The sequence below is a fragment of the Luteipulveratus mongoliensis genome (genome assembly GCF_001190945.1).
Lineage (GTDB): Bacteria > Actinomycetota > Actinomycetes > Actinomycetales > Dermatophilaceae > Luteipulveratus > Luteipulveratus mongoliensis.
Window position 1 is genome coordinate 1,999,279 of the sequence record NZ_CP011112.1, and the last position, 21,230, is coordinate 2,020,508.

The window sequence follows — 21,230 nt, forward strand, 5'->3', positions numbered from 1 at the left end:
CCGTGAAGGTGGCCCTGCTGTCGGACTGCTATCTGCCTCGACTGGGCGGCATCGAGGTGCAGGTCCACGATCTCGCGCGCCATCTTCGGGAAGCCGGGCACACCGTCGAGGCCTTCACCGCCACCCGTTCGGACACCGGCGCACGTCAGGTCACCGAGGTGATCGACGGCATCACCGTGCACCGGCTGGCCATCCCACTGCCGGGCGACATGCCGATCAATCCGTTCGCCCCACCCGAGCTGCGTCGCCAGCTGCGCTCCGGCGGGTTCGACGTCGCGCACGTCCACATGGGCGTGGTCAGCCCGTTCTCGATGGACAGCGTCCGCGTGCTCCTCGGGCTGGGGATGCCGACCGCCGTGACCTGGCACTGCGTCCTCGCGTGGGTGGCTCCCGCGGTCAAGGTGATGGGCTACGTCGGTCGTTGGGCGGCCAAGGGCGCCGCGCTCTCTGCGGTGTCGTCCGTGGCGGCCGAACCCCTGCACGAGATGGTCGGTCCGGATGTGCCGATCTCGGTGCTGCCCAACGGGATTGACGTCGCACGCTGGGTTGCCGTCGACCGTCATCCACACGAGTTCGTACGCGTGGTGACGGCCATGCGGCTCGCCGCCCGCAAGCGTCCGGTTCAGCTGCTCGAGGTCATGCAACAGGCGCGCGAGCTCGCGCCCGACGTCGACATCCGTCTCGAGGTGCTGGGGGAGGGTCAGCAGCGAGGGCGTATGGAGCGATGGGTCGCCGACCACGACGCGGCCAGCTGGGTCAACCTGCCGGGTCGCCTCTCCCGGGACGACCTGCATCGCGAGTACATCGACTCCGACCTCTACATCGCACCCGCCGACCTCGAGGCGTTCGGCATCGCCGCCCTGGAGGCACGGACGACCGGGCTGCCGGTGATCGGACCGAAGCACAGCGGCATCACCGAGTTCGTCACCGACGGAGTCAACGGGCTGCTGGTCGACGACGACACCCAGATGTCGGCGGCCATTGCACGACTTGGTCAGGACACGGCCCTGCGACAGCAGATGCGGCGGCACAATGTGACTACGCCGCCGGCACAGGCCTGGCCGTCCGTGGTCGGGGAGACCATCGCGCTCTATGAGCGTGCAACGGCACAGCGGCGGCATAGGGGGAGCTGAGCCATGGCGGAGCGGGCGATCACCAGACCACCACGCGTACACGTACGCGGTGTCGACCGCAGCGGCAGCCTGTGCCACGAGCGGTGGTTGCGCCACGGTGACGACCCGCAGGTGGTGCTGCGCGCGCAGGGCTGGGAGCCCAGCGGCCTGGTCAGCATCAGCACGCTGCGCTCGCCGACCCTGGAGATTGCCCTCGACTACCGGGTGAGCCGCGCCCCCAAGACCGAGCCCCCGGCGTACGACGTCCCGCGCGACGACGGCTTGCGGATCATGGAGGGTGAGCTGCCGATCCGCTACCAGCGCGTCGCGGCCTACGCGGTCGTGACCAGCACGCGCGGCACGCTGATGAGTCAGGCGTCGCACCGCACCTCGACCCAGGGGCAGTGGGGTCTGCCGGGCGGTGGCCTCGATGACGGTGAGGACCCGGACGACGCCGTGGTGCGTGAGGTCTGGGAGGAGAGCGGCCAGCACGTCAGGCTGGCCGGCGCCTTGGATGTGGTGACCCAGCACTGGGTCGGGCGTGCGCCGAGTCGGCGGCTCGAGGACTTCCACGCGATCCGTCTCGTCTACCGCGCGGTCTGCGTGGCACCGACGGAGCCGGTCGTGCACGACGTCGGCGGTACGACCGCTGCCGCCGCCTGGATGACGGACGAGCAGCTCGCCCAGGCCGACATCGCGACCTGGGCGAGACCGCTGCTCACTCGTTCTCTCGCCTGAGGACGCTCGTCAGTCCGGCTCCGCCGAGCAGCAGTCCCGCAGCGATCGCGGCCACCGGCACGGCCACCGACCAGGTGATGTCCAGGTCGCGGGTATGCACCACGATCGAGAAGACCGCCAGCGCCATCAGCAGCACTCCGGTGACGACCGTGAGCGGCGCCGGCCCCTTGATCCACCGCTGCGGCATCGGGGTTGAGGCGTATGTCGGGATCGGCTCGGGCGTCGAGGTCGCCTCGGGCTTCTTCACGGCCGTGGGGTCCGGCTCCTTGACGTCCGGCGGGATGGCCAGCGTCACGGTGTCGTCCTGGTCGTCGTGCACCGGCTCGGCTGCGGCGTCGGCTGTCGGCTCGTCATCGACCGGTTCGGTCGCGTCAGCCGGTTCGGTCGCGTCAGCCGAGGCGGTCGCCTCAGTCGCCTCAGCCTCGTCGGTCGACTCAGTCTCGGCGGTCGGTTCGGTCGCCTCGGCGGGCTCAGCCGGCTCGCTGTCAGCAACAGGCTCGACGCGCTCGGTGCGGTCGACGGGCACGACAGCCTCGGTGCGGTCGTCCGACTCCGTCGGCTCAGCGGCAGCCGACTCGGTCGGCTCAGCGGAACCCGTCGGGGTGGCGCGCCAGGTCGGCAGCATCGGGTCGGTGGTCGGGCGGTCGTCCGACGGATCCTGGGTATTCATCGGACCGGCTCCTTCTCGATCGAGATCTGGCCGATGCCGACGTTGGCGTCGATGACCAGGGTTGCGGGCTGAGTGCCCACGCGGATGGTGCGGTTGAGGTCGGTCCCACCGGTCGAGGACTTCCAGCCGATCTCGTTCTCGATGCTGTCGTCCAGGTCGATCGAGCCGATGCCCACGTGGGTCCGGATCTCGACCGGTACGCCTGCTGGCACGTGCACCTCAAGATGGCCGAAGGAGATCTTGGCCGGCACGACGGTGCGCGTGGTCGGCTTGCCCAGACGGGAGAGATCCAGCTTGCCCTGGCCGGCCGACAGCTCGTAGTGCTGCCCCGAGGCCACCGTGGCGGCCGTCGGCGTCCACGTCTCGTCGCCTGCCGAACCGGTCAGGCTCAGCCCCTTGGGCAGGATCATCAGGACCGCGGTGACGAGGGCGAGCAGGACGCCGATATGGCTGGCGAAGGTCGCTCTGCGCCCGAGTGCGCCGGCGATGAACACGCCGAGCCCGACCACACCGAGCGCAGCGGCGATACCGACGCGTCCGGACACGTCGTCGTACGACGTCTGGTCGAGGATGAGGGCGGTCGCACCGCCGCCGGCAGCGGCGAGGCCGAGCAGCGCGAGGGTGAGTCCGCCACCGACCTTGCGACGACGAGCGCGCGGCGGCCTCGGTGTCCAGGGGCCTGACTGGTACGGCGGCACCCCCGTGTCGCTGGGAGGCGTCGCCCCACCTGCACCGGAGGACGTCGGCTCGCTGCTCACCGGACTGGTGCCACCGGCGGGCGTGAAGGTGGGCGCGTTCGCACTTCCAGGCGTACGGCTGCCCGTCGACGTCGGCGCGTACTGCGGCGGCGAGGAAGCGTACGGCTGGGAGGAGGTGGCGTACGGCTGGGAGGAGGTGGCGGCGTACGGCTGGGCCGGGCTCGCCCCGCTGTAGGGCTGCGGCGCGGGAGAGGAGGCAGCGTACGGCTGCGGCGCCGACGGGGCGCCTGGCTGCTGGTGCTTGTCACGGGACAGGTAGAGCCAGCCGGCGCCACCGATCACGAGCAGCGGAACGATCGGGCCAGGTCCCCAGCCGTCGCCCCAGCCCCACAGCCAGCCGAAGCCGGAGCCGACGACCACGATCGTGACGACCATGAGTCCGATGGCGGCGCCGTCGCTGTGGCGGGTGGCGCGCTCGAGCATGATCGAGCCGCGGCGGTCCGGCAGCAGGCACCAGGCGATGAGGTAGAGCGAGACGCCCGCGCCGAAGATCAGACCGAGCAGGATGAACGCCGCTCGCACGATCAGCGGGTCCACCCGCAGCCGGTCGGCGATGCCGGAGCAGACGCCGGCGATCCACTTGTCGTCGGAGTTGCGGGCCAGACCGACGCCGCGTACGCCGTTCAGGAACCTGTCGAAGGCGTCCGAGTGCGAAGACTGCGAGTTCTGGCCGTGCTGCCAGCCGAAGTGCGAACCGGACGGGTCATGGGTGGGCGGCGTCTGAGCTCCCGAGTCCGGTGGCGGCGCCTGGCCTGTGCCGGGGGGAGGAGTCTGGTCTGTCACGGTCTCCACTGTGCTGCCTGAGCGGGCTCGCAGCCATGAGGGTCGACCCTGAAGTGCCCCTGACGGACCCCTGGGGATGGCCCTCGATGGTCGGAATCACGCCGATCCTGCGCGAGGATGGGGTCATGTCCAGCCCCACCGCGCCCGGCGCACCCCGACCCCTGCCCGGGGCCGTGCTGCCCGAGCGACCGCCTCTGCTCCGCCCGCGACACGGGCGCGTGCTCGGCGGCGTCGCCGAGGGAGTGAGCCGTCACCTCGGTGTGCCGGTCATGGCGGTCCGCGTGTTCTTCGTGGTCACGGGCGTGTTCTTCGTCGGCCTGGTGATCTACGGGTTTCTCTGGCTGACGATCCCGCAGGGGGAGCAAGCCGGAGCGCCATTCCACCCGCGCAACATCCCCAAGAGCCTGCTGCTGATCGGCGGCGTCATCGTGCTCGGCTCGTTGGGCGCGTCGGCGTTCATCGGCGCCAACATCGAGCCGCGTGTCGTGCTTCCGGTGATCGCGATCGGCGCCGGCCTCCTGATCACCTGGTCGATGTTGGACCGCTCGCGGCGTGAGCAGTGGCTGGCAGCCGGCGACTTAACTCGCCGAGAGTCGTTGGTACGCATAGGAATTGGCAGCCTGCTCGTTTTGAGCGGCCTTGCTCTCGTGGCCTCGCAAGGGCGTGGCCTGTCGGGCATTCGGGACGTCGCCATCGCGACCCTCGTGGTCCTGGTTGGCACCGCGCTGCTCGCGGCGCCGTTCGTGATCCGCCTCTGGGACGACTTCCGGCGGGAGCAGACCGCGCGCATCCGGGCGACCGAGAAGGCCGACATCGCGGCGCACCTGCACGACTCCGTGCTGCAGACCCTCGCGCTCGTCCAGCGTCGATCGGACGACCCCATGGCTGTGCAGCGCCTGGCGCGTGCCCAGGAACGCGAGCTGCGCCAGTGGCTGTACGCCGATGAGTCGCCCGCCGCTGCCACCCTCGCCTCTGCGGTCACGGCCGCGGCGCACGAGATCGAGGACATGCACGGCGTGCCGATCGACCTGGTCGTCACCGGCGACCGCCCGCTGGACGACGACGGCGCCGCACTGGTGCGTGCTGTGCGCGAGGCGATGGCCAACGCCGTACGCCATGCCCAGCCGCCCGTTTCGGCGTACGTCGAGGTCGGCCAGCGTGAGGTGGAAGCCTTCGTCCGTGACCACGGTGCCGGCTTCGACCTGGACGCTGTGCCGTCGGACCGGCTCGGTGTCCGGGAGTCGATCGTCGGCCGAATGGACCGGCACGGGGGGTCCGCAACGGTGCGACGGCGAGAGGATGGCACTGAGGTGTCCTTGCGCCTGCCGCTTCCAGAAGGAGCAGGGCCCGAGTCTCGTCCAGAAGGATCAGCTGAGGAGGTTCAGTCATGACTGCTGAGAAGCCACCACCACGCATCATCAGGATCGTGCTCGTCGACGACCACCGGATGTTCCGGTCGGGCGTGAAGGCCGAGCTGGACGAGACCACTGAGGTCGTCGGTGAGGCACCCGACGTCGAGGCGGCAGTCGCTGTTGTCCGGGAGACGCGACCGGACGTCGTACTCCTGGATGTTCATCTGCCCGGAGGCATGGGCAACGGTGGCTCCGACGTCGTCACCGGCTGTGCGGGACTGACCACTGAGGCCGGTGAGCCCGTACGCTTCCTGGCCCTGTCCGTGTCCGACGCCGCTGAGGACGTGATCGCCGTGATCCGTTCTGGCGCAAGGGGATACGTCACCAAGACCATCTCGCCGGCGGACCTGATCACGGCGATCCATCGGGTGGCTGATGGCGATGCGGTCTTCTCGCCGCGGCTGGCCGGCTTCGTGCTGGACGCGTTCGGCGCGACGGCCGGTGAGGTCGCCGAGGTGGACGAGGAGCTGGACCGGCTGAGCGCGCGTGAGCGTGAGGTGATGCGGTTGATCGCCCGCGGCTACCAGTACAAGGAAGTTGCCAAGGAGCTGTTCATCTCGATCAAGACGGTCGAGACCCACGTGTCGTCAGTGCTGCGCAAGCTGCAGCTGTCGTCGCGGCACGAGCTCACGTCGTGGGCGATGGCCCGCCGCCTGCTCTGACGTGCGGGCGCGTCAGCCGTCGCCGAGCTGGAAGCGCTCGAAACGGGTCAGCTCTGCATCGATCGCCGCCTGGTGATCTCGGGCGTTGCCACGGCCGACCCACGTCCACTGCTGCACCAGCAGCCTGCGCTGGTCACGGTCGGTCTTCAGGTCGATCGCGGCGACGACCTCATCACCCACGAGCACTGGCAACGTGAAGTAGCCGTAGACCCGCTTGGCCTTCGGCACGTACGCCTCGAAGACGTGGTCGTAGCCGAAGAACGACGACAGCCGCTTGCGCATGATCACCAGCGGGTCGAACGGCGACAGGACGTGCACCAGCTCCTCGACCGGCGGCGGCGGCGGGACGTCCAGGGTGGCCGGCTCCGCCCAGTGCTCGACCTTCTCTGCGCCGTCGATTGCCACTGGTACCAGCTCTTTTCGACGGACCCGCCTCTCGATGATCTCGCGCATCGCCACCCTCGCCGGGAGCTTCTGGAGGTGCGTCGTTGACTCGACGCTCACCACACCCTGGGCTCGCAGTGCCCGGTCGAGCTGGAAGGCCTGCACCTGCCGGTCGGTCGCCGGCCGCGGCGCCCGCTCCCAGCCGAAGTGCCGGTCCGGCAGGTCGTACGTCTTCACCATCCCGTCGCGTCCGCTGACGGTGAGGAGTCCGCGGTCGAAGGCCAGCTCGAGCGCGGCTTTCGACGGCTTGCGGCTGGCCCACAGATGAGTCTTCTCGACCAGTGCGTCGTTCTTGAAATCCCGAATCGTCAGCGGTCCGTCGGCACGGATCTGCCGCACGACCCGGCGTACGTCGTCCTCGGTGACGGAGGAGTACCAGGACGGGATCGGGGCCGTGCGCCGGGCGCGCATCTGCGGCAGTGAGTAGCGGAAGCGCTCGGTCGGGACGTAGGCCAGGGCGTGCGTCCAGTACTCGAAGACGCTCTTGTCGCGCGCCTGCGCCCGCTGAAGATCCGCCGGCCGATAGTCCGGGATGCGGCTCCACAGGATGTGGTGGTGGCACCGCTCGATGACGTTGATCGTGTCGATCTGGACGTAGCCGAGCTGATCGACGGCGGCGCTCACTGCGCCTTCGCCGGCGTCGCCGAACGGATCACGCGAGTCCAGCCGCTGAGCGCGCATCCAGATGTGGCGCGCCTCGGCCTGGGTCAGGGCAGCAGCAACCGGCATGGCTGCACGCTAGAGCCCACCACCGACAGCACCCCAGACCGCTGGTCGAGTGGGCGAGCCCAACCACCGCTGGTCGAGTAGGCGAGCCCCTGGGCGAGCCGTATCGAGACCGGGTGCGCGCGGTCGCGGGTCTCGATACGCCTCCGCTGGCGCTCCGGCTACTCGACCAGCGATGGGCGGACAGGGGTCTCGTGCAGAAGCTCAACGTCGTTGTACACATCTACAACAAAGTTGAGCTTCTCTTCACACCCCATGCCACCATCGCTGGTCGATGAGGTGAGCCGTGTCGAGACCGGGTGCGCGCGGTCGCGGGTCTCGATACGCCTCCGCTGGCGCTCCGGCTACTCGACCAGCGGGACCTACCTGGTCGGACGGGTGACAGGGACCGGCCCGCGAGGTCTACTGGGGAGATGGGTCACAACGTCGTGCGACCGATGGTGACGGAGTCGTGGATGCGCTCCGCGGCCGCCGGCGTACGCGTCGACGAGGGCGAGGCGCCGATCACGCTGCCCGATGACGAGCTCGGCGACTACCGCGCTGCCCACCCGCTCTCGCTCGCGATCCCGCTGCTGGAGGACGTCCTCGGAGAGGCGGCCCGCGCCAGCGACGCCCTGATGGCGGTCTCCGACGAGCACGGTCAGCTGCTCTGGCTGTGCGGTACGCCGGACACCCTGCGTCGCGCGGAGGGCATCGGCTTCGTGGAGGGCAGCTCCTGGGACGAACGTGTCGCGGGCACCAATGCTCCAGGGACAGCACTCGCGCTGGACCGCCCGGTGCAGGTCATCCGGGCCGAGCACTTCCGGTCGTCGGTGCAGTCGTGGTCATGTGCAGCGGCGCCGATCCACGACCTCAGCTCGGGCGCGCTGCTGGGCATCCTGGACGTCACGGGAGGCGACCAGATCGTCGTACCCCAGACCATGGCGATGCTGCGCGCCGCCGCTCGGCTCGCCGAGATCGAGCTCGCGCGCCCCGACCTCGAGCATCCCCGCCTCGTCCTGCCCGGAGGGAGCGGCGGTCCGCGGCTCGAGGCGAGCGGGCTCGGTCGAGCCAGCGCCGAGGTCCACATCGGTGGGCGCGGGCACCGGCTCGGCCCACGGCACAGCGAGATGATCGTGCTGCTCGCGGAGGCACCCGACGGCCTCTCTGGCGACGAAATGGCTTGCGGTCTCTACGAATCCGGCACTGCAAACTCGACTGTTCGGGCCGAGACGATCCGGCTGAAGCGGGTGCTGGGCGAGGACGTGCTGCGCTCGCGGCCCTACCGACTACACGCCGATCTGGTCACCGACTGGACCGCCATCGAGGCGCGTCTCGCGGTGGGCGACGTGATCGGTGCCGTACGCGCCTACCGAGGCCCGCTGCTGCCTCACTCGGACGCGCCGGGCGTGGTCAAGGTGCGCGATCGCGTACACCTCGCCCTGGCGAACGCCGTCGTCAGCAGCGGTCGGGCGGACCTGCTGTCGACCTGGACCCGCAGCGTCTGGGGTGCCGATGACCTGACCGCATGGGAGGCGTTGAACGCCGCCCTGCCCGTGGCCTCGCCGATGCGCCGGCTCGCCCAGGCTCAGGTCGATCGGATCGACACCGAGCTCGGCTGAGCCGAGCAGCACGCAACCTTCCTGCAACGTCTGTGTGTCTAGCGTCACATCACGAGACGACTCAGCCACCAACGGTGATGGGAGTGCAGCAATGACGGTGTACGAGCGGCCGGGATCCTCCGGCTCGAAGATTGCGGTCGAGGACAAGTACGGCCACTACATCGGCGGCGAGTTCGTCGCTCCGAAGAAGGGCGAGTACTTCGAGAACTACGCCCCGCAGACCGGCGAGGTCTTCACCCAGGTCGGGCGCGGTACGGCCGAGGACATCGAGGCCGCCCTGGACGCCGCGCACAACGCAGCGGACAAGTGGGGCACCACCTCACCCGCAGAGCGTGCGGGTGTCCTGCTGAAGATTGCCGACCGGATCGAGAAGAACCTCGAGGACCTCGCGGTCATCGAGTCCTGGGACAACGGCAAGGCTGTACGCGAGACTCTCGCGGCCGACCTGCCGCTGGCTGTCGATCACTTCCGGTACTTCGCCGGGGCGCTGCGCGCTCAGGAGGGTGGCGTCTCCGAGATCGACGAGAACACGATCGCCTACCACTTCCACGAGCCGCTCGGCGTCGTCGGCCAGATCATCCCCTGGAACTTCCCGATCCTGATGGCGACCTGGAAGCTCGCGCCCGCGCTGGCCGCCGGCAACGCGGTCGTCCTCAAGCCGGCCGAGCAGACGCCGTGGTCGATCCTCAAGGTGATCGAGCTCATCGGCGATCTGCTTCCGCCCGGAGTTCTCAACATTGTCAACGGTTTTGGCACGGAGGCCGGCAAGCCGCTGGCGTCCAACAAGCGTGTCGCGAAGGTCGCGTTCACGGGTGAGACCACCACGGGCCGGCTGATCATGCAGTACGCCAGCCAGAACATCATCCCGGTCACCCTGGAGCTCGGCGGCAAGTCCCCGAACGTCTTCTTCGAGGACGTCGCGGCGGAGCGGGACGCGTTCTACGACAAGGCGCAGGAGGGCTTCGCGATGTTCGCCCTCAACCAGGGCGAGGTCTGCACCTGTCCGTCGCGTGCCCTCGTGCAGTCGAGCATCTACAGCGACTTCATGAAGGACGCCGTGGCGCGCGTCGAGAAGATCAAGATGGGCAACCCGCTGGACACCGAGACCACCATGGGTGCGCAGGCCAGCAACGACCAGCTCGAGAAGATCAAGTCCTACCTCGACATCGGCAAGAGGGAGGGCGCCAAGGTCCTCACCGGTGGCGAGGAGGCCAAGCTCGAAGGCGACCTGGCCGGCGGATACTACGTGCAGCCAACGGTTTTCGAGGGTGACAACTCGATGAGGATCTTCCAGGAGGAGATCTTCGGACCGGTCGTCTCGGTCACCCCGTTCAACGACGAGGCCGACGCGCTCAAGACCGCCAACGACACGTTGTACGGCCTGGGTGCCGGTGTGTGGTCACGCGACGGTGCGAGGGCGTACCGCATGGGTCGGGGCATCAAGGCCGGCCGCGTGTGGACGAACTGCTACCACGCCTACCCAGCGCATGCCGCGTTCGGTGGCTACAAGCAGTCGGGCATTGGACGGGAGAACCACAAGATGATGCTCGACCACTACCAGCAGACCAAGAACCTGCTCGTGTCCTACTCCCAGGACGCACAGGGGTTCTTCTAAACCGCGATGAGCGACACGACTCCCGAAAGGGTGGCGGTCACCGACGAGGCCGCGCAGCTGCTGCGCGACCTCGTCGGTCGGCACGGGCCGGTGATGTTCCACCAGTCAGGCGGCTGCTGTGACGGCAGCGCACCCATGTGTTTCCCGGAGGGGGAGTTCATGACCGGTGATGCAGACGTACTCCTGCAGGACCTCGAGGTGGACGGCATCGAGAAGCCGATCCCGTTCTGGATGTCGGTCTCCCAGTACGAGTACTGGAAGCACACCCACCTCACGGTCGACGTGGTCAAGGGACGAGGCAGCGGATTCAGTCTGGAGGCGCCCGAGGGCGTCCGATTCCTGATCCGGTCCCGTCTCATGACCGCGCCCGAGCTGGAGGCGCTCCGGCTGCTGTAGACGAGGTCAGCTGTGGCGCTGGGCGAGCCAGGCGCGCAGGATCAGGATGCCGCCGCCGAGGCCGATCACGAAGCCGGCGACACCGCGCCCGAACGCGACCCAGTCGCCCTGGAAGACGACGCTGCACAACGCGACGAGGACGACACCGACGGCGAGGACGGCCAGCGAAGGCGTCGTGATCTTCTGTGGCCGGACGACCGCCGCCACGATGTGTCCGACGATCCACCCGAGGATCGGCGCGGTGAGCCAGTCAGGACCGGGGAACGAGGAGTCGTCCGGCGCGAAGACGGCGCTGAGCACGAGCAGGATTGCCAGGAAGCCGAGGTCGGCGACGACCCAGACCAGGAGCTCCTGGCGGGCGTTGAGAGATGAGCTGGGAACTGCCTTGGGTGTGGTGGGGTGAGCCATCAGTAACTCCCTTGTCTCGCAGGCACCGCGACAGGCGGTCGCGGGTTCGCTACTGATGAGTCACGCTACTGCTCAGGGGGGTTCGCGAGACTTACATCACCCGGTGAATATTGGCTGACTAGGCTCTCGTCATGGACGTCGTGTACGACCTCGTCGTCGTCATCCACCTGCTGGGGATGGCGGCACTGGTCGGCGGCTTCTTCGCGGTCTTCTCCTCGCCGACCGCCGGTCCGTTGATGGTGTGGGGTGCCCGCACCCAGCTGGTCACCGGACTCGTGCTCGCCGGTCTCGGCGAGGCCGTCGACTCACTGGACAAGGTGCCGGACCACAACAAGCTCGGGCTCAAGCTCCTGGTCGCCATCGCGGTCCTGGCCTTCGTCGAGGTCGCCCGGGTCCGTGAGAAGAAGGGCGGCCACGAGCCGGGCATGGTCAGTGCCGCCGGCTGGTTGGCGGTGCTCAACGTGGTGGTCGCCGCGGGCTGGAACTGACGCCCGCGACGACCGACGACCACCAGGTCAGCGCACCGGTGCGCCCGGTCCGAGCGGGATGCCGAGAGCCCACCAGGCCAGGAAGAGCAGCGTCCACACGGTGGTCATCGCGACGGCGAGCGGCAGCGTGTACGACGCGAGTGTCCCGATGCCGGCGTTCTTGCGGTAGCGCTGCAGGAAGCCGAGCGCCATCACGAAGTACGGGCTCATGGGCGTGATGGCCGTCGACCCGGAGTCAGCGATCCGGAACAGCGCCTGCGTGGTCTCAGCGGGCACCGAGAGCAGCATTAGCATCGGTACGACGACGGGCGCCGCGATCGACCACATCGCTGACCCGCTGGTCACCAGGACGTTGACGACGGACATCACCACCAGGATCAGCAGGAAGACCACGACGATCGGGATGCCGCTGGTCTTGAGCGCGTCCGCTGACGAGACGGCGATGACGTCCCCGAGGTGCGTCCAGTCGAAGTAGGCGAGGAACTGGGCAATCGCGAAGAACAGCACCAGAACTGGCGCCATCTGCTTCACGCCCTCACCCATCAGCGTGGGCACGTCCGAGGGTGCCTTGATCGATCCGGACCTCCAGCCGTAGACCACGCCGACGACGGTGAACAGCACCGCGACGATGCCGGCGACACCGTCCAGGAACGGTGAGTCGGCCAGGCTGCCGCCCTCGCCACGCAGGGGAGAGCCGGACGGGATGACCACGATCGCGAGAGCTACCAGCAGGATGCCTGCCGCCGCACCTGCCCAGCGCACCGCGGAAAGGTCGCGCGGGGACAGACGCAGATCGGCCACGTCGTCGAGGTCGGCGTCGGGGTCGGCATCAAGGTCGGGCCGTTTGGCGAGCACCCACCGCGTCACCAGCGTGATCACCGTGGCCAGCACGAACGACGACGCAATGTTGAAGTACCAGTTGCTCACCGCAGACACCGAGGCGCCCGGGTCGACGATCTTGGCTGCGGTGGTGGTGATGCCGGCGAAGATCGTGTCGTTCGGCGTCGGGATCGGACTGGCGTCGTAGCCCGACGCGATCGCGGTGTACGCCACCACGATGCCGAGGATCGGCGACTTGCCTACCGCTCGAAAAGCCATGCCTCCCAACGGAACCAGGATGATGTACGCCGCGGCGCTCGCCACGTGCGAGACCGTGCCGGCGAAGGCGACGGCGAATACCACCCACGATGCCGGTACGCGTGAGACGGACACCCGCATGAGCGCGGCGAGGAAGCCGGACCGCTCGGCGACGGCGACACCCATGATCACGACGACGATCGTGGCCATCGGCCCGAACGTGGCGAAGTTCTCGACAGCGGTCGACATCGCCATGGCGAGGCCGTCGCCGCTGAGCAGGTTGCGGACGACGACGGTCTTGTCGTCCTTGGGCGACACCACCGACACGTCCATCGTGGACAGCACGGTGCTGATGACCGCCAGGATCGCGGCCAGGATCCAGAACAGCCAGAACGGGTGGGGCAGCGCGTTGCCGGCACGTTCGACCACAGCCAGTGCACGCAGCGTGCGCGGCAGCTCGGCCGGGCCATCTTGCGAACCGGTGGACTGCGTTGTGGGAGTAGACATCTCGGGCTCCTCGTGGGTGCAGGCGGGGTCAGTGCCGGGGGAGTCGTTGACCGCGGAGGAAGGTCCACATCACGTCGTGGGCCTCGATGCTGTGGGTGGCGTAGCCGCCGCCGGAATAGCTGTCCTCACCGGGCCAGGTGTGACCCCCGCCGACAACCGCGACGTGCGCGACGTCCGAACCACTACGGCAGCCGTGCCAGTCGTACCGCGCGACGTCGTACGCGACTCGCGTCTCGTGCGGACGGGTGCGGCAGCCGTCTCGGTCGGCCCATGCCCCGACCCAGTCGCGAATCGCGGGGAGTCCGCGGTCGGCATCGCCGGCGTACGGGATCGTGGTGTCGGCCGTGCCGTGGAAATCGATGACCGGGACGCGTCGGCTGGGGTTGCAGGGGCGGCCGGTGGGGTAGAACGCTCCGGAGACCGGGGCGATCGCGGTGATTCGGTCGGACAGCTCGCACGCGAGGATGCCGGTGAAGCCGGCGCCGTTGGACTTGCCGGTCGCATAGACGCGGCGAGTGTCGACGCACAGGTCGGACTCCAGGCTGTCCAGGAGATCGCCGGTGAAGGCGACGTCGTCGACGCCGGGGGCTGAGTAGGGCGCGCCCTCCCAGGCCTGACGCTCGCCGTCGCCGGTACCGATCACGCCGTTGGGATAGACCACGATCGCGGGCAGGTTGTCCAGACCCGAGAACGCCTGCGTGCCGGCACCGGTGTTGCCGCGCCCGTGGTAGGCGATGACCACCGGCCACGCGCGCCAGGTGCGGTAGCCCGCGGGCAGGTGGAGCTCGTACGTCCGGGCTCGGCCGCCACTGGAGACCGTGTGCTGACCGTCGACCGGGGCGGAGCCGATCCCGCAGCCAGTCGACCATCCGGATCCGGTTGGTGCTGAAGCAGATTCGGCGGTCGCGGCGCCGGCACCGGCTGCGCTCAGAGCAAGGACGCTGAAGGTCGAGACGACCGTGCGCCGTAAGCGGCTGGTCTTCGTTGACATTGCCGTTCCTTTCGGTGGCTGCCTCGTGCGGAGGCAGGCCGGGATGGGCGTCGGACCGAGGAGGGCGACGCCGGCGGGGGTGGGTGACGGGGCTAGGCGGTGTCCCAGTCCTGGATGAAGGTGGTGATGCGCTGGACGATGGCCTGGACGATCGCTTCGCCGTCCTCAGGTGTGACGCGCCTGGGGTCGCCCAGCACGCCGTTCTTGCTGAGCCGGTCGTAGGGCAGAGTGAGGGTGGGCTGTCCGTGCGTACGAGCCACGCGGCTCACGGGGTCGAACTGGTCGAGCGTCGTGGTGCCGGGCTCGAGGAGATCCGTGCGGACGAGTTCTGGTGCGAGAGTGAGCATCTGGGCCGTCTCGGCTTCTCCGGAGTGACCGTGCACCTCGCTCGGATCCAAGGCTGCGACCTCAGTGCGAGCCAGAGTGGTGAGTGGAGTCCAGGCCAGCTCCAGATCGGGCAGCTCGACGAGCAGGTCCTGCGCGACCGTCGTCAGCGCGGCGTTGTTGCCGCCGTGACCGGTCACGACGAGCACGCGACGGAAGCCGTGCCGGTGCAGGCTGAGGAGGTAGTCGCGTACGACGGCGGCGAAGGTCGTGGTCGACAGCGACATGGTGCCGGCGAACGCCAGGTGATGCGGCGAGACGCCGACCGGGATCGAGGGGCCGATGAGGGCGCGCCCACCCGCCAGGTCCGCGACCTGCGCGCAGACCCGCTCGGCCCGGATGAGGTCGGTCGCCATCGGCAGGCCGGGGCCGTGCTGCTCGAAGGCACCCGCGGGCAGCAGCACGATCGGTTGGGACGGCACGGTGTCGGCGATCTCGAGCGTGGTCATTTCGCCCATGCGGTGCGTGGTCACGAGCGGTCCTCGAAGTCCGCGGCCGCGACCGAGTCGCGGATCGTGGTGAGGTGGTCGCGGGTCAGGTCGTGTGCTGCGGAGGCATCGCCATCGCGAACGGCTTCGAGGATCTGCTGGTGCTCGGTGTGGTCGCGCTGCCGATCGTCGTAGCGGAACCGGATCTCGGTCTGCTCGTGGGCGCGTACGTGCAGGAGGGCCTCGACCGTCTGGCGTACCAGCGGGTTGCCCGTCGCGCCGGCGAGCTCGATGTGGAAGTTGATGATCGGGCGGACGTCCTTGGCGGGCGGGTTCAGGGCGTTGGCCGTGGCCTGCTCCATCCGCCGCAGTGCGGCATCGTCCCGTTCGCGCGCGGCAGCGGCGGCGATCCCGGGCTCCAGCACGAGTCGTGCCTCAGCGAGCTCCAGCACGGCCTCTCGGGTGATCAGCCGACGGTGCGGGTTGGCCAGCACGCTGCGGTCGATACCGGGTCCGATGTAGGTGCCCGAGCCGTGCCGCAGCTCCACCACGTTGGTGGCCTCGAGCCGACGCAGGGCCTCGCGCACGGTCGGCGTCGTGACGTCGAAGCGCTTGGCCAGGTCACGCGAGGACTCCAGCACGTCTCCGGGCGTCAGCTGCTCAGCGCGGATCAGCGCGACGATGTCGTCGGCGAGCTGCTCGGAGAAGGAAGGGCGCGGCTGATTCATAAAGTGAATAAATCACTTGGTCAATCATGTGTCAAGGGTCACATCGCTGGTCGTGGCCGGGAGTGCAGCCGCTGACCAGCGTCAGTCGCCCGTGAAGTCGAGGGCGCCGTGCTCCAGTGTCTGCTCGCCGCGACGCCCCGCCGGGGACTTCCACGTGACGTGGCACTCGAAGGCGCTGCTCGGCACGAATGTGTGCTCCGTAGGTGGTGATTGGCCCTCCATCGCGGCCCGCACGGCCTTGATGCTCTCAACAGCATTCCGCGCCTTCTCCCGGGCGTCCCGATCTGCCGCCGCGGTCGCATCGAGGTCGACATGTCCACCGCTGGGGACGTCTCCGAACGTCTCCGGCGGCAGCACCACACCGTTGATCACGTACGCCACCTCGACGTCCAGCGCGGTATGGAGCCCGATGTTCGTGAGTCGCAGGACGCCACGGGTGGGGATGCTGTCAGCCCAGAGCACGACGTGATCTTCGGTCTCGAGCTCAAGTGCCCGGGCGGCGATCTTGTTCGCGCCCTGCGCCTGCCGCCAGGCGATACCTGCCGTGCCCAGCGCGATGACGACTCCGGCACCTTGGAACCAGTCCGTGACCGCCATCGCCAAGCCTCCCCAGCTGCCGTTCTCGGCAGACTACGGCGCACGGGGCAAGCGCGGCAGCCGTACGGCCGCAGAGCACGACGAGGTCGGGAGAGCTCAGACGCCCTCGGCCGCCCGGCGTGCGGCGGCGTACGCCTCGACGTTGCGCTGCACGCGCCGACGCAGCACGGTCGAGGCCGTGATGCCGACGACGACGGCGATGCCGAGACCCACGAATGAGAAACCCTTGAGCCACGACTCGGCCGCCGTACCGACGTAGTAGACGAGGTACGTCGTACCACCGGCCCAGGCGATCGCGCCGCAGACATTGGCGACCAGGAACCTCGGGTACGCCATCTGCAGCGAGCCGGACAGCGGGCCGGCGAAGATGCGAAGCAGGGCGACGAACCGCCCGAAGAACACTGCCACCATGCCGTAACGGCTGAACAAGTGCCGGGCGTACGCCAGCAGGTCGTCGTTGACGTGATCGGGGAAGCGCCTGCCGAGGAACCCGAACAGCCGGTCGCCGTAGCGCCGTCCGACGGCGTAGCCGATCGAGTCCCCGACGACCGCGCCCACCACCGCGGCCAGAGCGACACCGTGCGGGCTGACATCCAGCTCGTGACGGCTGGCGAGCAGCGCGGCCGTCACCAGCACGATCTCACCGGGCAGCGGGATGCCGATGCTCTCGAGACCGACCACCCCGCCGGCCAGGACGTAGACCAGGATCGGCGGGACGGACACCAGCCAGTGCTCAACATTCACACCCGCATTGTGCCCCGCGGCTCGCCCCTCGCTGCCTGTGGATAGCCGAACGGCTCGCCCGTCCCGCTCTGCGACGCTGGCCCGCATGTCGAGGAGGAGGCACGATGGGAACCATGACGCTGCTGCCGCAGAGCAGACCGTTCACTCGGACGGACCTGGATGCGATGCCCGATGACGGGCACCGTTATGAGCTCATCGACGGGATGCTCGTCGTGACGCCGGCTCCATCGATCCAGCACCAGCGGGTGGTGGGCAGTCTCTACAGGCTGCTCTTTGCCGCATGCCCGGACCAGCTGGAGGTCATCTTCGCGCCCTTCGAGGTCGCGCTCGCCAAGGACACCGTCGTGCAGCCGGACCTGCTGGTCGCCCCGCGAGCGTCCTTCACCGACCGCGACCTGCCGACGGCACCGCTTCTGGCGGTCGAGATCCTCTCGCCGAGCACTCGGCGCTACGACCTCACGCTCAAGCGTGACCGGTTCGAGGCGTCTGGCGCGGCGTCCTACTGGGTCATCGATCCGATCACCCTCACGTTGATCGCGTGGGACCTTGCCGAGGGTCGCTATGTCGAGCGGGCGAACCTCAAGGGTGATGAGTCGTACGACGCCACCTCGCCTTTCGCCGTCACGGTGACACCGGCGCAGCTCGGTCGATAGCTCAGGCCGGTTTGCGGCACTCGATCAAGAAGCGCTCGGACGTCGCCCGGAACGGCCCGTCCGCGACGATCCGGTCGTGCAACCGGCGTAGCTGATCGTGGTACCGCTCGACGGTGAAGTCGGGCACGATCCAGATCACCTTGCGCAGGAACACCACGACAGCCGCGATGTCGTCGAACGTCATCGGCATCGACGCCACCTGCAGGTCGACCACGTCCAGCCCCGCTGCCTCTGCCTCGGCCGCCAGCCGCGCCGGCACTCGGGCGTCGCCGATGTCGTACGGCCCGATCATCGCCTCGGTGAGCTCGCGGACCGTGCCGTTGCCGACCTGCTGGGACAGGTAGGTGCCGCCGGGAGCGAGCACCCGTGCGATCTCGGGCCAGATCGTCACGGTCGGGTGCCGAGATACGACTGAGTGAAAGGCGTTGCTGTCAAAGGGGATTGGCCCAGCGTCTGGAGCCTCCACGACGACAGCGTGCCACGGGTCGAGGCGCCGCGTCGCGAGCGTGGCGTTGGGCGACCACGACTCGGTCGCGCAGACGGTGCCCGGCGCAGCCGCGGCAGAAGACAGTGCGCCGGCCAGCACCTCACCGCCTCCCGTCTGCAGATCCAGCACATCCGGCGTGGACGACAACCGCTCCGCGAGGAGGCGGGCGTACGCCCACGGCGGCCGTCCCTCGGTGGCGCGACCGGCGAACCACGAGAAGTCCCAGCCCTCGACCGGCACCGACTGACCCTCGGCGAGCAGGTCCTCGAAAGCCCTCGTCACGCGTGCCAGCCCCGACCGTCCACGCCGCCGGGGATGTCGCTGTCCGGGTCGTATGGGTCACGGGTCAGCCGGAAGCTCCCCAGGTCGAGGTACGCCGCGCGCTCGGCCGGGCCATGTGCCCGCAGCACCTCGCCCGCCCAGTAGTCGTCCTGGCCGAGCCAGGTGCCGTCGTCCTGCGGGACGAACCGTGACCACGTCCCTACGCCGTCGTTCATCGTCAGTACGAGCTCGCCGCCGGGTGCGCTGCGCAGGTCGAAGCGGCGCGGCCCCCAGTGCCAGTGGCCGACGAGCCCAGCGGATGCCGGAGCGTCGGGGTCGGCGTGCCAGGCCTCGACCGGGCGAGGGTCGTGCTCCTCGAGCAGGTCGACCAGGTCCCAGGTGATGGTCGGGCCGGGGCCGCCCGTGGAGTTGGTGAGCAGCGCAATGCCGTCGCCGGTCTCGACGTCGACGCGCACGACGCCCTGGAACCCGGGCATCGAGCCGCCATGGCCGATGTAGTGGGTTCCGTCGCGGTTGAACACATCGAGGCCGATGCCGTAGGCGCGCACCCACGGCTGGCCGGGTGCGTCATAGACCACGGCCGGCGCGTGCATCGAGAGCCGGAGGTCGTCCGGGAGCACCGCGTCGTTGCCGCCATGCAGGAACGCAGCCCAACGGCACAGGTCGCCCACGGTCGACCAGACCTGGCCGGCCGGCGCCATCGCACCGGTGTCCTGCGACGGCTCGTGGTGGATGAGGTCGGCGAGCGAGTGGACCGCCAGCCCGGGAGCGCTGGGCGCCACGGCGTCGTACGACGTCCGCGCCATCCCCAGCGGGTCGAGGATCTCGTCGCGAACCACTTCGAACCAACCCCGCCCGCGCGTGGTCTCAATCAACCGGCCGAGCACGGCGAAGCCGATGTTGGAGTAGTGGAATCGCCGACCAGGGTTGTGCACCAAGCGAATTGACGGCTGAAGGTCGTCCCAGGAGACGCCGGGGGAGCGCTCCCACCACGAGCCGGTCGTCTCGGCCTGCAGCCCGGAGGACTGGGTCAGCAGAGCGAGCACCGTGACTCCGTCGAGGCGGTCGGCGAGCTCGGGCAGGTGTCGACCGATCGGGTCGGTGAGCCGCACGGAGCCGTCCGCCACCAGACGCATCACCTCGACTGCCACCAACGTCTTGGTGATCGAGCCGATGCGGTACTGCGTGTCCGGAGTCGCCGTCTCTCCGCCGGCGCGACCGTCGATCGTGCCGACGGCCCCCGCCCACGCGACGTCACCATCACGCAGCAAGGCAGCCGTGATGGACGGAAGCCGTTGCTGCGCTTGCTCTTTCGCGAGGCGATCAGACAAGAACGGGGCAGCAGGTGAGGCGGTCACGCGATCAGTCTCGCAGGTCGATCCAGTAACGCTCCCGGCCGTTCCGCACGTCCTCGAGCACACCGCCGCTGCCGACGATCGTGCGCCGCGAGGCGACGTTGTCGTCGTCGCAGGTGACCAGGACCCGATCCAGCCCGAGTGCACGTGCCTGGTCGAGCGAGGCCCGCAGCGCGCCGGTGGCGACACCGCGTCCGCGGGCAGACGGCCGGACGCCGTAGCCGATGTGACCGCCCTCCTCGAGGAGGAAGTCGTTCAGCTCGTGCCGCAGGCTGAGCGAGCCGAGCACTCGCTCGGGCTCGAGGTCGTCGACGATCCAGTAGAGCGTGGCCGGCACGAAGCCCGCCTCCGGCTCGGTGCGTGCACGGTGCTGCGTCGCGACGAAGGACGCGAAGACGTCAGTGCTCCGCAGCTCGTCCAGGTCCCATCGCATCGTCGAGAACCCGTGCAGCCGAGCACCGTCGAACTCGTCGACTGCTTCGAACCAGGCGTCCTGGAGGTCGGTCGTAGGCGGGATGAGCCGAATCATGGCCAGACCGTACGACGTCCGTCTGGTGAGCGGCTACGCCTTATCGGCGGGGCGCGCCATGGCGAGGACATCGCCGACCAGGCGCTCGGCGTACGCCCGGTCGGTCGGTAGCCCGAACACCACGTGGTGGTAGAGCGGCGCGATGACGTGGTCGAGCACCTGGTGCTCGGTCGGCGCGACCTCGCCGCGCTCGATGCCGCGCGCCAGCATGTCCTTCGCCTGCCCGCGGCGCTGCTCCCAGCACGGGCACGACTCGACAGCCTCGCGAGCGGACACCATCGCGCGCAGGTAGCGCGTGCGTTGTGGTCGAGTGATGTCGTCGACGATGATCTGCGCCCACTGCGTCAGGTCCCCGCTGATGGATCCGGTGTCCGGGGGCTCGTCGCCCTCGCGGGTGAGCGCCGCGACGGACACCTCCTCGAGCAAGGTGTCGATGTCGCCCCATCGGCGGTAGACGCTCGTGGGATTGACCTCGGCGCGCTGGGCGACCATCGGGATCGTGAGCCGATCCGGTCTGCCCTCGCCCATCAGCTGACCGACAGCGGTGTAGACCGCGTCGCGCACTCTCGCGCTGCGACCGCCTGGTCGTTGGGGGTGCTTGGCGGGGGACATTGGCCCATTATCGCCACTCTCTTGGCTTTTGCGTCAAAGAGGC

23 protein-coding genes are annotated in these 21,230 nt (G+C 69.0%); 9 read left to right on the forward strand and 14 right to left on the reverse strand.

Going from position 1 to position 21,230, the window contains the following annotated elements; translation table 11 throughout:
• Positions 1-2: 2 nt before the first annotated feature.
• Both VV02_RS09555 and VV02_RS09560 read left to right on the forward strand, forming a co-directional pair.
• Complete coding sequence (locus tag VV02_RS09555; protein ID WP_052591217.1) at positions 3-1,133, forward strand: glycosyltransferase family 4 protein; 1,131 nt, start codon at positions 3-5, stop codon at positions 1,131-1,133.
• 3 nt (positions 1,134-1,136) lie between these two features.
• A complete protein-coding gene (locus tag VV02_RS09560) occupies positions 1,137-1,850 on the forward strand; it encodes an NUDIX hydrolase (protein ID WP_052591219.1) in 714 nt (237 codons plus the stop codon).
• Here the strand turns inward: VV02_RS09560 and VV02_RS09565 are convergent.
• Complete coding sequence (locus tag VV02_RS09565; RefSeq protein WP_052591220.1) at positions 1,831-2,520, reverse strand: hypothetical protein; 690 nt, start codon at positions 2,518-2,520, stop codon at positions 1,831-1,833. The genes VV02_RS09560 and VV02_RS09565 overlap by 20 nt on opposite strands.
• On the reverse strand, positions 2,517-4,061 hold the full coding sequence (locus tag VV02_RS09570; RefSeq protein ID WP_157063347.1) for a PspC domain-containing protein: 1,545 nt from the start codon (positions 4,059-4,061) through the stop codon (positions 2,517-2,519). The genes VV02_RS09565 and VV02_RS09570 overlap by 4 nt, the downstream gene beginning before the upstream one ends.
• Before the next feature lie 125 nt (positions 4,062-4,186).
• Between VV02_RS09570 and VV02_RS09575 the strand changes: the two genes are divergently transcribed.
• Positions 4,187-5,452, forward strand: coding sequence for an ATP-binding protein (locus tag VV02_RS09575; RefSeq protein WP_083450508.1), 1,266 nt, complete (start codon positions 4,187-4,189; stop codon positions 5,450-5,452).
• Positions 5,449-6,135 (forward strand): LuxR C-terminal-related transcriptional regulator, encoded by a 687-nt coding sequence (locus tag VV02_RS09580; protein WP_052591223.1) that lies wholly within the window; start codon positions 5,449-5,451, stop codon positions 6,133-6,135. Before VV02_RS09575 ends, VV02_RS09580 begins: the two co-directional genes overlap by 4 nt.
• A 12-nt stretch (positions 6,136-6,147) precedes the next feature.
• Here VV02_RS09580 and VV02_RS09585 read toward each other — a convergent pair whose 3' ends face one another.
• Positions 6,148-7,308 carry a winged helix-turn-helix domain-containing protein gene (locus VV02_RS09585; RefSeq protein ID WP_052591225.1) on the reverse strand — a complete coding sequence of 387 codons (1,161 nt, stop codon included), beginning with the start codon at positions 7,306-7,308 and terminating at the stop codon, positions 6,148-6,150.
• Between the two features lie 410 nt (positions 7,309-7,718).
• On the opposite strand from VV02_RS09585, the gene VV02_RS09590 reads away from it, so the two are divergent.
• The 3 genes from VV02_RS09590 (at position 7,719) to VV02_RS09600 (ending at position 10,917) form a co-directional block, all read left to right on the forward strand.
• A complete protein-coding gene (locus tag VV02_RS09590) occupies positions 7,719-8,906 on the forward strand; it encodes a GAF domain-containing protein (RefSeq protein WP_052591228.1) in 1,188 nt (395 codons plus the stop codon).
• A 91-nt stretch (positions 8,907-8,997) separates the two neighbouring features.
• Complete coding sequence (exaC, locus tag VV02_RS09595; RefSeq protein WP_052591230.1) at positions 8,998-10,521, forward strand: acetaldehyde dehydrogenase ExaC; 1,524 nt, start codon at positions 8,998-9,000, stop codon at positions 10,519-10,521.
• A 6-nt stretch (positions 10,522-10,527) separates the two neighbouring features.
• Positions 10,528-10,917, forward strand: coding sequence for a DUF779 domain-containing protein (locus tag VV02_RS09600; RefSeq protein ID WP_052591231.1), 390 nt, complete (start codon positions 10,528-10,530; stop codon positions 10,915-10,917).
• A 6-nt stretch (positions 10,918-10,923) separates the two neighbouring features.
• Here VV02_RS09600 and VV02_RS09605 read toward each other — a convergent pair whose 3' ends face one another.
• Complete coding sequence (locus VV02_RS09605; RefSeq protein ID WP_052591234.1) at positions 10,924-11,325, reverse strand: hypothetical protein; 402 nt, start codon at positions 11,323-11,325, stop codon at positions 10,924-10,926.
• A gap of 131 nt (positions 11,326-11,456) precedes the next feature.
• Between VV02_RS09605 and VV02_RS09610 the strand changes: the two genes are divergently transcribed.
• On the forward strand, positions 11,457-11,813 hold the full coding sequence (locus VV02_RS09610; RefSeq protein WP_052591236.1) for a hypothetical protein: 357 nt from the start codon (positions 11,457-11,459) through the stop codon (positions 11,811-11,813).
• A gap of 27 nt (positions 11,814-11,840) precedes the next feature.
• Here VV02_RS09610 and VV02_RS09615 read toward each other — a convergent pair whose 3' ends face one another.
• From VV02_RS09615 to VV02_RS09640, 6 genes are all read right to left on the reverse strand, one after another.
• The gene (locus VV02_RS09615; RefSeq protein WP_052591237.1) at positions 11,841-13,397 is read right to left on the reverse strand and encodes an AbgT family transporter; all 1,557 of its coding nucleotides are present in this window, start codon (positions 13,395-13,397) and stop codon (positions 11,841-11,843) included.
• 28 nt (positions 13,398-13,425) lie between these two features.
• Entirely contained in the window at positions 13,426-14,388 is a 963-nt protein-coding gene (locus VV02_RS09620; protein WP_052591239.1) for a CE1 family esterase, read from the reverse strand.
• Positions 14,389-14,480: 92 nt separating this feature from the next.
• Positions 14,481-15,245, reverse strand: a complete 765-nt coding sequence (locus tag VV02_RS09625) for a creatininase family protein (RefSeq protein WP_052591241.1) — start codon at positions 15,243-15,245, stop codon at positions 14,481-14,483.
• Complete coding sequence (locus tag VV02_RS09630; protein WP_052591242.1) at positions 15,242-15,928, reverse strand: FadR/GntR family transcriptional regulator; 687 nt, start codon at positions 15,926-15,928, stop codon at positions 15,242-15,244. Before VV02_RS09630 ends, VV02_RS09625 begins: the two co-directional genes overlap by 4 nt.
• Before the next feature lie 81 nt (positions 15,929-16,009).
• A complete protein-coding gene (locus tag VV02_RS09635; RefSeq protein ID WP_052591244.1) occupies positions 16,010-16,525 on the reverse strand; it encodes a hypothetical protein in 516 nt (171 codons plus the stop codon).
• Positions 16,526-16,621: 96 nt separating this feature from the next.
• A complete protein-coding gene (locus VV02_RS09640; RefSeq protein WP_052591246.1) occupies positions 16,622-17,269 on the reverse strand; it encodes a DedA family protein in 648 nt (215 codons plus the stop codon).
• Positions 17,270-17,373: 104 nt separating this feature from the next.
• On the opposite strand from VV02_RS09640, the gene VV02_RS09645 reads away from it, so the two are divergent.
• Positions 17,374-17,922, forward strand: coding sequence for a Uma2 family endonuclease (locus VV02_RS09645; RefSeq protein WP_052591248.1), 549 nt, complete (start codon positions 17,374-17,376; stop codon positions 17,920-17,922).
• Position 17,923: 1 nt separating this feature from the next.
• Here VV02_RS09645 and VV02_RS09650 read toward each other — a convergent pair whose 3' ends face one another.
• From VV02_RS09650 to VV02_RS09665, 4 genes are read right to left on the reverse strand one after another with little or no spacing between them, the layout of a single operon-like run.
• Positions 17,924-18,691 (reverse strand): class I SAM-dependent methyltransferase, encoded by a 768-nt coding sequence (locus VV02_RS09650; protein WP_052591250.1) that lies wholly within the window; start codon positions 18,689-18,691, stop codon positions 17,924-17,926.
• Positions 18,688-20,049: a serine hydrolase domain-containing protein gene (locus tag VV02_RS09655; RefSeq protein WP_052591252.1), complete on the reverse strand. Its 1,362-nt coding sequence runs from the start codon at positions 20,047-20,049 to the stop codon at positions 18,688-18,690. The genes VV02_RS09650 and VV02_RS09655 overlap by 4 nt, the downstream gene beginning before the upstream one ends.
• Positions 20,050-20,053: 4 nt before the next feature.
• Entirely contained in the window at positions 20,054-20,575 is a 522-nt protein-coding gene (locus tag VV02_RS09660) for a GNAT family N-acetyltransferase (protein ID WP_052591254.1), read from the reverse strand.
• 33 nt (positions 20,576-20,608) lie between these two features.
• The gene (locus VV02_RS09665) at positions 20,609-21,187 is read right to left on the reverse strand and encodes a TetR-like C-terminal domain-containing protein (protein WP_052591256.1); all 579 of its coding nucleotides are present in this window, start codon (positions 21,185-21,187) and stop codon (positions 20,609-20,611) included.
• Between the last annotated feature and the right edge of the window lie 43 nt (positions 21,188-21,230).

Bases quoted from the DNA above. Each gene is read 5' to 3' on its own strand.
- VV02_RS09560 (WP_052591219.1), top strand. From the start codon at position 1,137: ATGGCGGAGCGGGCGATCACCAGACCACCACGCGTACACGTACGCGGT.
- VV02_RS09660 (WP_052591254.1), bottom strand. From the start codon at position 20,575: ATGATTCGGCTCATCCCGCCTACGACCGACCTCCAGGACGCCTGGTTC.
- VV02_RS09605 (WP_052591234.1), bottom strand. From the start codon at position 11,325: ATGGCTCACCCCACCACACCCAAGGCAGTTCCCAGCTCATCTCTCAAC.
- VV02_RS09635 (WP_052591244.1), bottom strand. From the start codon at position 16,525: ATGGCGGTCACGGACTGGTTCCAAGGTGCCGGAGTCGTCATCGCGCTG.
- exaC (WP_052591230.1), top strand. From the start codon at position 8,998: ATGACGGTGTACGAGCGGCCGGGATCCTCCGGCTCGAAGATTGCGGTC.
- VV02_RS09600 (WP_052591231.1), top strand. From the start codon at position 10,528: ATGAGCGACACGACTCCCGAAAGGGTGGCGGTCACCGACGAGGCCGCG.
- VV02_RS09630 (WP_052591242.1), bottom strand. From the start codon at position 15,928: ATGAATCAGCCGCGCCCTTCCTTCTCCGAGCAGCTCGCCGACGACATC.
- VV02_RS09620 (WP_052591239.1), bottom strand. From the start codon at position 14,388: ATGTCAACGAAGACCAGCCGCTTACGGCGCACGGTCGTCTCGACCTTC.
- VV02_RS09585 (WP_052591225.1), bottom strand. From the start codon at position 7,308: ATGCCGGTTGCTGCTGCCCTGACCCAGGCCGAGGCGCGCCACATCTGG.
- VV02_RS09645 (WP_052591248.1), top strand. From the start codon at position 17,374: ATGGGAACCATGACGCTGCTGCCGCAGAGCAGACCGTTCACTCGGACG.
- VV02_RS09615 (WP_052591237.1), bottom strand. From the start codon at position 13,397: ATGTCTACTCCCACAACGCAGTCCACCGGTTCGCAAGATGGCCCGGCC.
- VV02_RS09590 (WP_052591228.1), top strand. From the start codon at position 7,719: ATGGGTCACAACGTCGTGCGACCGATGGTGACGGAGTCGTGGATGCGC.
- VV02_RS09575 (WP_083450508.1), top strand. From the start codon at position 4,187: ATGTCCAGCCCCACCGCGCCCGGCGCACCCCGACCCCTGCCCGGGGCC.
- VV02_RS09580 (WP_052591223.1), top strand. From the start codon at position 5,449: ATGACTGCTGAGAAGCCACCACCACGCATCATCAGGATCGTGCTCGTC.
- VV02_RS09565 (WP_052591220.1), bottom strand. From the start codon at position 2,520: ATGAATACCCAGGATCCGTCGGACGACCGCCCGACCACCGACCCGATG.
- VV02_RS09610 (WP_052591236.1), top strand. From the start codon at position 11,457: ATGGACGTCGTGTACGACCTCGTCGTCGTCATCCACCTGCTGGGGATG.
- VV02_RS09665 (WP_052591256.1), bottom strand. From the start codon at position 21,187: ATGTCCCCCGCCAAGCACCCCCAACGACCAGGCGGTCGCAGCGCGAGA.